The following is an 11,526-nucleotide window of genomic DNA, read 5'->3' as shown; positions in this document are numbered from 1 at the left end:
ACCCAAGCCCGACATACTCATAGACCAGCTCTCGCTTCTGCTCCGCAGTACGGAACCTTCGAACAGACACAACAATCAGCTCCTCAAATCGAGGACAACTGACTCACAAGCAGTCTGGCAGTCAGGGTCTGCACCGAACTCGGCGCAAGAGGGAGGGCGGACCGGGGCGCCGACGCGGGCGCGAGGCTAGCGCTGGTACGCGCGCGGGAGTGCAGGCGGGAGGGCAGGCCGCGGCCGGCCTCGCGGTGCCCGGACGACAGGGCAGCCGCGGGCCGGCAGTGTCAGCCGGCCAGCAGCTGCTGCAGCGTGGCGCGGGCGCCGTCGGTGCGGAGGGTGTGCAGGGCAGCGAGGTACGGCTCGGTGAACTCGGGCCGCTCAGCCAGGTCGCCGAACATGCTGGTGCTGCGCACGAACGCGAGCGGGTCCTCGGCCTGGGCGAGCGCGGCGGCGTGCCGCTCCTGCCACCGGTTGTCGACGGCGTGGATCGGTTCCCCCTGCTCGTCGATGCCCTCGGCGTACCTGGCCCAGCTCGCCACGATCGCCGCCGCATGCGTCACCGGACGGCCTGCCGCGATGTTCTCGCGGATCACCGGCACCAGCCACTGCGGGATGCGGTCGGAGGAGTAGGCCGCGAGCCGGGCGACGGTGTCGCCGATCGCCGCGTTCGAGAACCGGGGCAGCAGCTCGTCGCGGAAGCCCTCCAGGTCCATCTCCGGCTCACGCGGGATGGCGGGGGTGGCCTCGGCGAGGTAGCGCCGCACCAGCTCGGCGATGTCCGGGTCGGTCGCAGCCTTGTCGGCGTAGACGTGCCCGAGCAGGTGGCCGAAGTAGGCGAGCGCCTGGTGCGAGGAGTTGAGCAGCCCGAGCTTCATCAGCTCGTACGGGCGCACGTCGTCGGCGAACGTGGCGCCGGCCTCGTCCCAGGCCGGTCGGCCGGCCACGAACCGCTCCTGCACCACCCACATCCGGAACGGCTCGCACACGGCGGGCCAGCCGTCGACCACACCGAAGGTCTCCGCCAGCAGGGTGCGATCGGCATCGGTCGTCACGGGCGCGATCCTGTCGACCATCGTGTTCGGGAACGCGACCTCATCCCGTACCCAACGCCCCAGCTCGGGGTCGATGCGCTCCGCGAACGCCCCGAACGCCAGCTTGGCGAGATCGCCGTTGCCGGGCAGGTTGTCGCAGGACATCACCGTCAGCGGGCCGGTCCCGCTCTCCCGCCGTCGGGCGAGCCCGGCCACGACGAGACCGAAAGCCGTCGACGGCGTCGTTCCCGGTTCGAGGTCGGCCAGCACCTCGGGCGTGGGGTCGAACGAGCCGGTGGCCTCGTTGACGCTGTAGCCGCCCTCGGTGATCGTCAGCGAGACGATCTTCGTGGCCGGGTCGGCGATCTTGGCCACGACGGCCTCGGGATCCTCGGGGGCGAGCAGGTAGTCGACGATCGAGCCGATCACCCGGGCGGAGACGCCGTCGTCGACCTTCTCGAGCACCGTGTAGAGGTGGTCCTGGGATCGCAGCACCTCGGCCATCTGCGCGTCCTGCGGGAGCACCCCGACGCCGCAGATGCCCCAGGTGGTCGCGCCGGCGGCCAGCACGTCGTCGGTGTAGACGGCCTGGTGCACCCGGTGGAAGGCCCCGACACCGAGGTGGACGATGCCGGCGGTGACCGCGCTGCGGTCGTAGGTGGGCACCGTGACCCCGCGGGCGGCGATCGCCTCGAGGTTGGCCGCGGTGAGCGGGATCGGTTCCTGCGTCATTTCACTGCTCCCATCGAGAGTCCCTGCACCAGCTTGTCCTGCGCGGCGAACCCGGCGATCAGCACCGGGAGCGAGACTACGGTGGCGGCGGCGCACACCTGGGCGAGGAACTGCCCCTGCGACGTGACGAAACCGGTGAGGTACACCGGTGCGGTGTTCGCGGTCACGCCTGTCAGCACGCGGGCGAACAGCATCTCGTTCCACGCGAAGATGAAGCAGATCAGCGCGGTCGCGGCCACCCCCGGCGAGATGATCGGAAGGATGATCCGGCGCAGCGTGGTCAGCAGCCCCGCGCCGTCGAGCGATGCTGCCTCGAAGAGCGCGGGCGGGATGTCCACGAGGAACGATCGGAGCATCCACACGGCGATCGGCAGGTTCATCGCCGCGTAGATGATCAGCAGGAACCAGATGTTGTCGAGGATCTGCAGCCGCCCGGCGATCAGGTAGAGCGGCATCAGTCCGGCCACCGCGGGCAGGAACTTCGTGCTGAGGAAGAAGAACATCACGTCGGACCACTTGCGGACCGGCTTCACCGACAGCGCGTACGCGGCCGGCACGGCGAGCAGGACCACGAGGATCGTGCTGACGCCGGCTGCCCACAGCGAGTTGATCAGCGCCGGCCACGGGTTCGCCCCCGAGGCCGCGCCGAAGAACTCCCGGTACCCCTCCAGCGTGAGCGGTGCGAAGACCTGCGGCGAGGGGCTCGCCGCGTCGGTCTCGGAGTGCAAGCTCGTGAGCACCATCCACACGAGCGGGAGCACGAACAGCAGTCCCACGGCCCAGGCGGCCAGGCCGAGACCCAGGCGGGTGCCACGGGACTCGCGACTGCGGCCGGGGGCGGATGCCGCACGGACGCGGCGGGTGGGTGCAGCAGCGACGGCGGTCATCGTGATGCCTCTTCCTTCAGCAGGCTCGACACCGATCGCAGCGCGAAGGTCGACACGATGATCGTGCCGATCACCACGAGCACGCCCTGCGCGGATGCGAGCCCGTAGTTCTGCGCGGTGAAGAGGGTCTGGTAGATCGTGTAGGGCAGGTTGGCCGTGCCGAGCGAGCCGGACGTGATCGTGAAGACCGCGTCGAAGTTCTGCACGATGTAGATCGCCCCGAGGAGCCCCGCGAGCTCGAGATAGCGGCGCATGTGCGGCAGCGTCATGAAGACGAACATCTGCCACGAGCTGGCGCCGTCGAGACCTGCGGCCTCGAGGACCTCGTGGTCACGCGACTGCAGCCCGGCGAGCAGGATCAGTGTCATGAAGGGTGTCCACTGCCAGACGAGCTGGAAGATGATCGACCCCAGCGGGAACTGGGTGATCCAGTCGACGCCCTCGAGGCCGAACCAGCCGAGCACGCCGTTGATCAGCCCGAAGGTCGGGTTGTAGATCGCGTGCTTGAACAGCAGCGCGGCAGCGACGGGGACCACGAGGAACGGCGCGATGATCATGGTGCGCACCAGGCTGCGGCCGAAGAACTTCCGGTTCAGCAGCAACGCGACACCCAGACCGAGGACGAGGCTCAGCAGCACCACGCTGACGGTCAGGGTGATCGTGGTGAGCACCGAGGCCCGCATGTCCGCGTCGACGAAGACGTTGACGTAGTTGTCGAACCACGCGAACCCCCGATCGTCGGGGCGGAACGCGTCCCAGCGGAAGAACGAGATCACCAGGGTGGCCACGAACGGCAGCTGCGTGACCACGATCATGAAGACGAAGGCCGGCACGAGCGGAGCCCTGCGGATCCATCTCGCGCGTGGCTCGGTCGGGTAGCCCTGGGCGTCCGTCTGGGACGCACGGATCGTCCGTGCGCTCGTCGTGGCGGGGGGAGCTTCGGTGGCAGTCATGACGTCCTCCTTCCTCAGTCGTCCTGGTAGGTGTCGGCGACCCGTTCAGCGAGCGTCTGGCCCTGCGAGACCGCGTCGGGCACGGACGTCCTGCCCGCGATCGCGCTCGAGACGTACTGGCTGAACTTGGTGCCGAGATCGGTGAACTCGGGGATGCCCACGAACTGGATCCCCGGCGCGGGGCGTGGCTGGATGCCCGGGTTGTTCGGGTCCGCCTCGAGGATCGCGGTGCGGGTGGCCTCGGCGAACGCGCCGGCTGCCTCGAGGTAGTCGGGGTTGTCGTAGGTCGACTGCCGCTTGCCCGCCGGGGCACGCTCCCAGCCGTACTGCTCGCCCACGAGGGCCTCGTACTCGGCGGAGGACGCCCACGAGATGAACTCCCATGCGTCGGCTGCCCGCTCGGGGTCCTCCTCGGCGATGCGTGCCTGCATCGCCCACGACCACAGGAACAGCCACCCGGAGGAGTCGGTCTCCACGACCGGGGCCTGCGCGTAACCGACGTTCCCCGCGATCGGCGACCCGTCAGCCTCGAGGCTGCCGGCGGCCGAGGTGGCGTCGTACCACATCGACACCTGGCCGCTGATCATCGCGTTGAGGCACTCGGTGAAGCCGGCGCTCGGCGCACCGGCCTCGCCGTGCTCCCGCACGAGGTCGACGTAGAACTGGACCGCCTCGGTGAACTCCGGGGAGTCGACGCCGGGCGTCCAGTCCTCCTCGAACCAGGTGCCGCCGAAGGTGTTGACGACGGTGGTCAGCGGAGCGATCACCTGCCCCCAGCCCGGCTGGCCGCGCAGGCAGATACCTGCCATGTCGTCGCGCGAGCCGTCCACGGTGGCGGCCGCCTCGGCGACCTCGTCCCACGTGGGCCGATCGGGCATCTCGATACCCGCCTCCTCGAACACGTCGGTGCGGTACATGAGGAACGAGGACTCGCCGTAGAACGGCTCCCCGTAGATGGTGCCGTCGACGCTCAGCGCGTCGGTGGCGGCCGGGAAGATATCGTCCTGGTCGAACTCGGAGTCCACGTCGGTGTACTGGTTGAGCGGCGTCAGCCAGCCGTTGCGGCCGTAGATCGGGATCTCGAAGTTCGACAGCGTGGCGATGTCGTACTGGCCCGCCTGGTTGGCGAACTCCGAGGACGCCTTGTCGCGCAGGTCGTTCTCCGGGAGGATCGTGAAGTTCACGGTGATGCCGGTCTCGGCGGTGAAGTGCTCGGCGGTGAGTGCCTGCAGATCCATCATCTGCGGGTTGTTCACCATCAGCACGTTGATCGAGTGCTCCGAGCTGTCGAACCCTCCGGCCCCTGCGGTGCAGCCCGCCGCGAGCGCCATGGTGGCGATGCCCGCGAGGGCGACCGAGCGCCGTCGTGCCTGGGATCTTCTCGTCATTCCCTGTCTCCTCGTACTTCGTTGTGCCGTCAGGACGGGGTGCGGGCGGCGGAACCTCCTTCAGACGCGGACGACCCGCGGCCCGAGCGCGGTGAGTCGGTGGGCCTCGGTCGAGCTGAGGCCGGTGTCGGTGATCAGGACCTCGAAGTCGGCGATGTCGGCGAAGTGCGCGAAGCTGCGCACGCCGAACTTCGTGTGGATGCCGGCGAAGATGCGCCGGTGCGAGGCGGCGACGGCGGCGCGCTTGACCGCGGCGACCACCGGGTCCGGTGTGGTGAGCCCGCGCTCGTGGCTGACGCCGTTCGCGCCGAGGACTGCGACGTCGAGGGTGAACTCCCGGAGCATCCGCAGCGCCCACTCGTCGACCGACGCCTGCGTGCGGGCACGCACCCGGCCGCCCAGGATGTACACGTTGTGCTGGGTGAACTCGGCGACGTGCTGCGCCGCCGAGAGCGAGTTGGTCACCACCGCGAGCGGGCGGGCCACCCTGCCGAGGCCACGCGCCACCAGGTCGGGCGTGAAGCCCTCGTCGATGTAGACGGACTCGGCGTTGCCGAGCTCGTCCAGCGCGGCCTCGGCGATGCGCTGCTTCTCCGGCAGCATCGAGGTCGCGCGGTGCGAGAGGGCAGTCTCGAACCCCGCGCCCTCCACCGGCTTCGCACCGCCGTGGGTGCGTCGCAGGAGCCCGGCGTCGACCAGTGCCCGCAGGTCGCGGCGCACGGTCTCGGTGGCCACCGAGAGCGTCGCCGAGAGCTCGGCTACCGCGACAGACCCTTCCTCGCGAGCCTGGGCGAGGATGGCTGCTCGGCGGGCGTCGCCTGCCTGATCAGGCATCGCTGCCTCCACTTCGTCGGGGGTCGGGCGTCAACGCTCACCCCCAGTTGTAGCCCGGCCCCGGGCACAACCCAAGTGGGATTGCCCCTCGCCGGATGCCCGATTCTTGCCTGATCTCGGGCATTCCCGACGGCGGATCGGGCACCTGGTCACGGAAGTTCATGCCCGATCGGGCGTCATCACGTGCCCGCCTCGTGCCCGACCACACCTCAGACGGGCGGGGTCCAGCCCATCACGGCGTCGGCGCCTCGAGAGATCGCGCTGCGGGGAGTGAGCCGCATCAGCGCGTTGCGGACACCCTGGAGCCCTGGGCCCAGGTGGGAGCCGGCGATGGCCGAGGCCAGCGCCGAGCGGGCGATGGTCCGGCATCGTGGGCGACGCGCGGCGTCGTAGTCGGCGAGCGCGGTCGCCAGGTCGCCGCCGGCCGCCACCGGCTCCCCGACGAGCTTGCCCACGCAGATCCCGTCCTCGAGCGCGGTCGCGACGCCCTGGCCCATGGTGGGCAGCATGGCGTGCGCGGCGTCGCCGACCGCCACCACGCGGCCGTGGTGGTAGCGCGCCATGCCGCCGGGCAGGTGGAACACGTCGTGACGCATGACGGCGCCCGGCGGGGTGGCCGCGATGATCTGGCGCACGGGCGAGGCCCAGTCGGCGAACCGCTCGCTCGCGGCCAGGTGCTCGTCCAGCAGCAGCGTGCCCTGGGGCATCTTCACGTAGCCGTACCAGTAGGTGCGATCGTCGTCGATCGGCATCGTGCCGAGCTCAGCGTGCGGCCCCCAGTACTGCGTGAGCACGGGCGGGTCCAATGTGTGGTCGAGCACCGCACGCCAGCTCGAGTAGCCCGAGTAGACCGGCTGCGGCACGGGAGCGAGCGCTGCACGCACGGCGCTGTTCACGCCGTCGGCAGCGACCAGGAGGTCGGCGCGGTAGGTGATGCCGTCGGCGGTCACCTCGGCCTGCGCACCGCCCGGGACACCCGGGACCGGACTCGTCACCTGTGCGCCGGTGATCAGGTCGACGCCTCGCTCCTGCACGCGCTCGAGGAGGGCACCGTGCAGGCGGGCGCGGTGGACACCGCGCATCGTGACGCCGTCGACGTCCTCGGAGAGCGCGAGGATCGGGCGGCCCCGCAGGTCGAAGGTGCCCCCTGCCCGGCTGAGGGTGCCGATCGAGGCGATCGCGCCGTCGTCGAACCCCAGGGCCTGCAGCGAGGCCACGCCGTTGCGCGCGAGCGCCACCCCGGCGCCCACCTCGCCCAGCACGGCTGCACGTTCGAGCACCGTGACCCGCCACCCCTGCTGCGTGAGCGCGAGCGCCGAGGCCAGCCCGGCGATACCACCGCCCGCCACGATCGCTGTCGGCATGGTGACAACCTTGCCACGACGTGGGTGGTGGAGCTCATGGTGTCGCACTTGCCCGGCGCACGCACCCATCCGCACCCTGCGGACCCAGCAGACTGGGTCCCGTGTCAACGGTAGAGGCGGCCCTCACGGGCATCGGGATCTTCGCGTTCGCGCTCTCGGGGGCCCTGATGGCCGTGCGCAAGCACATGGACGTCATCGGGATGTTCGTGCTGGCGGCCGTGACCGCGGTGGGTGGCGGTCTCACGCGCGACATCCTGCTCGGGTTGCCACCGGCGGCTCTGAGGAACCCGTGGTGGTGGCTGATCGTGGCGGTCGCGACCGCGATCGTGTTCTTCTTCCACGGTGCGGTGGACCGGTTGCGGCGGGCGGTGCTGAGCTGTGACGCCGTGGGCCTGGGGCTGTTCTGCGCCGGCTCCACCACGATCGCGCTGCAGAGCGGGCTGGGACCGTTGGAGTCGGTGCTCGTCGGCACCGTCGGTGGTGTGGCCGGCGGGGTCCTGCGGGACGTGCTGGCCGGCGAGATCCCCTCGGTGCTGCGCCGCGACACCAAGCTGTACGTCGTGCCCGCGGTGCTGGGCTGCGCTCTGATCGTGGCCGCCGAGGCGGCAGCCGTCGGAGGTGGCGCCGTCGTGGTGGCTGCTGGGGCGGCGATCGTGGTGGTGAGGCTGCTCGCGCTCTGGCGTGGTTGGACGGCCCCCGCGCCGCGCGCTCGCGACGTAGCCTGAGGCGATGGCTGGTATCCGCGGGCTCACGTCCTGGGTCGGGACCGTGCTCGGCAGCCCGGACCCGGTGGCCCTCGCCCGCTTCTACGAACGCCTGCTCGGCTGGGAGATCTCCATCGCCGACCCCACCTGGGTGACGATGGGGATGCGCGACCGCGAGGGCAGAGGAATCTCCAGCAACCTCGCGTTCCAGCTCGAGGAGGCCCACGTGCGGCCCGTCTGGCCGGGTGAGCCGGGCACCCAGCAGATGCAGATGCATCTCGACATCGGGGTCACCGACCTCGACGGCGCGGTGGCGGACGCCCTCGACATCGGCGCCGAGCTCGCGGACTTCCAGCCGCAAGAGGATGTCCGTGTGCTCCTCGATCCCGACGGCCACCCGTTCTGCCTCTATCTCGACCGCTGACCCCCGCCGCCTCGCCACGACCGGCGGCTGAGACGCCGACGACCGACCCGTGGCATGGTGTCCACATGGTGGACCAACGGTGCAGAATGGCGCACGAGCGCCGGTGCCGGAGGGGCACCAGGTGCCGCACGGAGTGCCGAGCGCGGACGATGTGCTGCTCCCCACGGGAGAGCAGCACGAGCCGCGCGTTCGCCACGAGAGAGAGGGTCGGATGAACCAGCGCGGGTTCGTGGAGCAGTGGCAGCTGCGGGCTGCGTTCGCCCGCAGCCTCTCGGACATGTACGGCACCGAGGTGCCCGCGTACACGACGCTGCTCGAGGTCAGCCACGAGGTCAACGCCGACGTGATGGCGCAGGACGCGGACGCCGCGCAGCGCCTCGGCACCATCGACCGCGTCACGGCCGAGCGGCACGGCGCGATCCGGCTGGGCACCCCCACCGAGATGCAGCAGGTGGCGCGGGTGTTCGGCGCGATCGGCATGCACCCGGTCGGCTTCTACGACCTTCGCGAGGCCGCCACCTCGGCGGTGCCGGTGGTCTCGACGGCGTTCCGTCCGATCGAGCCCGAGGAGCTCGCCCGTAACCCGTTCCGGGTGTTCACCTCCGTGATCACGCCCAGCGACCGGCGCTTCTTCAGCGAGGATCTGCAGCAGCGCCTGGAGACCTTCCTCGCCCAGCGCGAGATCTTCGGCCCCGAGCTGCTGGAGCTGGCCGACCGCGCCGAGGCCGACCGCGGCCTCGCGCACGAGCAGGCCCAGCGGTTCCTCGAGCTCGCCACCGCGGTCTTCGAGCTCTCGCCCGAGCCGGTCGACCGCGCCTGGTATGACGAGCTCGAGAGGGTCAGCGCGGTCGCGGCTGATATCGGCGGTGTGAGCTCCACCCACATCAACCACCTCACGCCGCGCGTGCTCGACATCGACGCCCTCTACGAGCGCATGGAGGCCCGCGGCATCACGATGATCGACGACATCCAGGGCCCGCCTCGCTGGGAGGGCCCGGATGTGCTGCTGCGGCAGACCTCGTTCCGTGCCCTCGCCGAGCCGCGCACCTTCCGGATGCCGGATGGCTCGATCTCGCAGGACTCGCTGCGTGTGCGCTTCGGCGAGGTGGAGGCGCGCGGCATCGCGCTCACCCGCGCCGGCCGCGACATCTACGACCGCGCGATCGTCGAGGCGAAGCAGCTGTACGCGGAGCGTGGTGTCGCCACCGCCGAGGGCCGGCAGGAGGTCCTCCGCGAGCTCTGGCGCCGCGACTTCCCGACAGGAGAGGACGGCCTCGCGGAACAGGGCCTCGCCTACTTCACCTATGCGCTCGACGAGGCGGGCACCACGACCCGCACGCCGATCGTCTACGAGGACTTCCTCCCGGCGAGCGCAGCGGGGATCTTCCAGTCCAACCTGACCTCCGACGGCGCCAAGGACACCACCCAGGAGGCCACCGCGCTCGATGCCGACTGGATGGCCGGCGCCCTCGGGCGCGACCTCTTCGACCCGTTCGATCTCTACGCCGCTCAGCAGCAGGCCTCGCTCGACGACCTGCGCGCCGCCCACCCGGGCATTCCCTCGCCGTGAGCGCGTACATGCACGGTGAGTGCGCACTTCGCACCGTGCGCACTGACCGGCGATGTGCGCACTCACGCAACTCGTGAAGGAGACTCCCACCATGACCGCCACCACCGATGTCCGTACCGCAGCCGCCGAGGCTCTCGCGAGCCTCGGCGTCGAGCTTCCCGCCGTTCCCGACGGCGGAGCCTCCTTCGAGGTCCGCTCGCCCTTGTCCGGGGACGTCATCGCGACGCTCCCGCAGGCGGGAGCGGCCGAGGTGGACGCCGTCGTCGCGCGCGCCAAGGCGGCCTTCACCACCTGGCGCACGGTGCCGGCCCCGGCTCGCGGCGCCGTCGTCAAGGCGTGGGGTGACCTGCTCCGCGAGCACAAGGAGGACCTCGCCTCGTTCGTGACCCTCGAGGCCGGCAAGATCACCGCCGAGGCGCTGGGCGAGATCCAGGAGATGATCGACGTCTGCGACTTCGCGGTCGGCCTGTCGCGGCAGCTCTACGGCCAGACGATGCCCTCGGAGCGCCCCGGCCACCGGTTGATGGAGACCTGGCACCCGCTCGGCGTGGTCGGTGTGATCTCGGCGTTCAACTTCCCGGCGGCCGTGTGGGCGTGGAACACCGCGATCGCGCTCGTGTGCGGTGACACCGTGGTGTGGAAGCCCTCGGAGATGGCGCCGCTCACCGCACTGGCGAGCGCGGCCCTGCTCGACCGCGCGCTCGCCGAGGCGGGCGCACCCGAGGGTGTCTCCGCCGTCGTGCTCGGTGCTCGCGAGGCGGGCGAGGCGCTGGTCGCCAACCGCGACGTCGCCCTGCTCTCGGCCACCGGCTCCGAGCGCATGGGCGCCGAGGTGGGCCCGGTCGTGGCGGCACGGTTCGGGCGGTCGCTGCTGGAGCTGGGCGGTAACAACGCGGCGATCGTCGCGCCGTCGGCCGACCTCGATCTCGCGGTGCGCGGGATCGTGTTCTCGGCTGTCGGCACGGCCGGGCAGCGCTGCACCTCGCTGCGTCGGCTGATCGTGCACAGCTCGATCGTCGACGACGTGGTGGCGCGCCTGAGCCGTGCCTACGCGAAGCTGCCGATCGGTGACCCGCGCGAGGAGGGCACGCTCGTGGGCCCGCTCATCAACCAGACCTCCCGCGAGCGCATGCTGGCCTCCCTCGAGCAGGCGCGCGCCGAGGGTGGCGAGATCGTCGTCGGCGGCGAGGCCGTCGACGTGGACGGCGCTGCCGGAGCCGCGTACGTCTCCCCCGCGCTCGTGCGGATGCCCGCGCAGTCCGATGTGGTGCACCGCGAGACGTTCGCGCCGATCCTCTACGTGATGAGCTACGACGACCTCGACGAGGCGATCGCGATGCACAACGCCGTCCCACAGGGGCTGTCGAGCTCGATTTTCACGCTCGACCAGCGCGAGGCAGAGCGGTTCATGGCCGCCGACGGCTCCGACTGCGGCATCGTCAACGTCAACATCGGCACCTCCGGCGCCGAGATCGGCGGCGCCTTCGGCGGCGAGAAGACCACCGGTGGCGGCCGGGAGTCGGGTTCGGACGCCTGGCGCGCCTACATGCGCCGCGCGACCAACACGATCAACTACTCGACCGAGCTGCCGCTCGCGCAAGGTGTCGACTTCGGATGAGGTTGCCTCGGCTGGGCGGAGCGC

10 protein-coding genes are annotated in these 11,526 nt (G+C 70.7%); 4 read left to right on the top strand and 6 right to left on the bottom strand.

The genetic code is table 11. The features are described 5' to 3' along the window. Window positions 1-281: 281 nt before the first annotated feature. From GPA03_RS15430 to GPA03_RS15405, 6 genes are all read right to left on the bottom strand, one after another. Window positions 282-1,760: a mannitol dehydrogenase family protein gene (locus GPA03_RS15430; protein WP_156252910.1), complete on the bottom strand. Its 1,479-nt coding sequence runs from the start codon at window positions 1,758-1,760 to the stop codon at window positions 282-284. Continuing rightward, window positions 1,757-2,647 (bottom strand): carbohydrate ABC transporter permease, encoded by an 891-nt coding sequence (locus GPA03_RS15425; protein ID WP_156252909.1) that lies wholly within the window; start codon window positions 2,645-2,647, stop codon window positions 1,757-1,759. Before GPA03_RS15425 ends, GPA03_RS15430 begins: the two co-directional genes overlap by 4 nt. Beyond that, complete coding sequence (locus tag GPA03_RS15420; protein ID WP_156252908.1) at window positions 2,644-3,600, bottom strand: carbohydrate ABC transporter permease; 957 nt, start codon at window positions 3,598-3,600, stop codon at window positions 2,644-2,646. Before GPA03_RS15420 ends, GPA03_RS15425 begins: the two co-directional genes overlap by 4 nt. A gap of 14 nt (window positions 3,601-3,614) precedes the next feature. Continuing rightward, on the bottom strand, window positions 3,615-4,988 hold the full coding sequence (locus GPA03_RS15415; RefSeq protein WP_156252907.1) for an ABC transporter substrate-binding protein: 1,374 nt from the start codon (window positions 4,986-4,988) through the stop codon (window positions 3,615-3,617). A 60-nt stretch (window positions 4,989-5,048) separates the two neighbouring features. Continuing rightward, complete coding sequence (locus tag GPA03_RS15410; RefSeq protein ID WP_156252906.1) at window positions 5,049-5,822, bottom strand: DeoR/GlpR family DNA-binding transcription regulator; 774 nt, start codon at window positions 5,820-5,822, stop codon at window positions 5,049-5,051. A 209-nt stretch (window positions 5,823-6,031) separates the two neighbouring features. Further along, a complete protein-coding gene (locus GPA03_RS15405; protein WP_241681327.1) occupies window positions 6,032-7,186 on the bottom strand; it encodes an FAD-dependent monooxygenase in 1,155 nt (384 codons plus the stop codon). Window positions 7,187-7,287: 101 nt separating this feature from the next. On the opposite strand from GPA03_RS15405, the gene GPA03_RS15400 reads away from it, so the two are divergent. The 4 genes from GPA03_RS15400 to amaB all read left to right on the top strand — a co-directional run bounded on the left by GPA03_RS15400 (window position 7,288) and on the right by amaB (window position 11,502). After that, on the top strand, window positions 7,288-7,911 hold the full coding sequence (locus GPA03_RS15400; protein WP_206673588.1) for a trimeric intracellular cation channel family protein: 624 nt from the start codon (window positions 7,288-7,290) through the stop codon (window positions 7,909-7,911). A gap of 4 nt (window positions 7,912-7,915) precedes the next feature. After that, a complete protein-coding gene (locus GPA03_RS15395; protein WP_156252904.1) occupies window positions 7,916-8,314 on the top strand; it encodes a VOC family protein in 399 nt (132 codons plus the stop codon). A 211-nt stretch (window positions 8,315-8,525) separates the two neighbouring features. Beyond that, window positions 8,526-9,884 carry a 2-oxoadipate dioxygenase/decarboxylase gene (gene hglS / locus GPA03_RS15390; protein ID WP_156252903.1) on the top strand — a complete coding sequence of 453 codons (1,359 nt, stop codon included), beginning with the start codon at window positions 8,526-8,528 and terminating at the stop codon, window positions 9,882-9,884. Between the two features lie 91 nt (window positions 9,885-9,975). Further along, window positions 9,976-11,502, top strand: a complete 1,527-nt coding sequence (amaB, locus tag GPA03_RS15385; RefSeq protein WP_156252902.1) for an L-piperidine-6-carboxylate dehydrogenase — start codon at window positions 9,976-9,978, stop codon at window positions 11,500-11,502. The last annotated feature ends 24 nt before the right edge of the window (window positions 11,503-11,526 follow it).

This window comes from Pseudactinotalea terrae (assembly GCF_009733845.1).
Taxonomy (GTDB): Bacteria; Actinomycetota; Actinomycetes; order Actinomycetales; family Beutenbergiaceae; genus Pseudactinotalea; species Pseudactinotalea terrae.
Note: the sequence above shows the minus strand (reverse complement) of the source record. Positions and strands in the feature narration are given on the sequence as shown.

Bases quoted from the DNA above. Each gene is read 5' to 3' on its own strand.
- GPA03_RS15410 (WP_156252906.1), bottom strand. From the start codon at position 5,822: ATGCCTGATCAGGCAGGCGACGCCCGCCGAGCAGCCATCCTCGCCCAG.
- GPA03_RS15425 (WP_156252909.1), bottom strand. From the start codon at position 2,647: ATGACCGCCGTCGCTGCTGCACCCACCCGCCGCGTCCGTGCGGCATCC.
- GPA03_RS15395 (WP_156252904.1), top strand. From the start codon at position 7,916: ATGGCTGGTATCCGCGGGCTCACGTCCTGGGTCGGGACCGTGCTCGGC.
- GPA03_RS15420 (WP_156252908.1), bottom strand. From the start codon at position 3,600: ATGACTGCCACCGAAGCTCCCCCCGCCACGACGAGCGCACGGACGATC.
- GPA03_RS15415 (WP_156252907.1), bottom strand. From the start codon at position 4,988: ATGACGAGAAGATCCCAGGCACGACGGCGCTCGGTCGCCCTCGCGGGC.
- amaB (WP_156252902.1), top strand. From the start codon at position 9,976: ATGACCGCCACCACCGATGTCCGTACCGCAGCCGCCGAGGCTCTCGCG.
- hglS (WP_156252903.1), top strand. From the start codon at position 8,526: ATGAACCAGCGCGGGTTCGTGGAGCAGTGGCAGCTGCGGGCTGCGTTC.
- GPA03_RS15430 (WP_156252910.1), bottom strand. From the start codon at position 1,760: ATGACGCAGGAACCGATCCCGCTCACCGCGGCCAACCTCGAGGCGATC.
- GPA03_RS15405 (WP_241681327.1), bottom strand. From the start codon at position 7,186: ATGCCGACAGCGATCGTGGCGGGCGGTGGTATCGCCGGGCTGGCCTCG.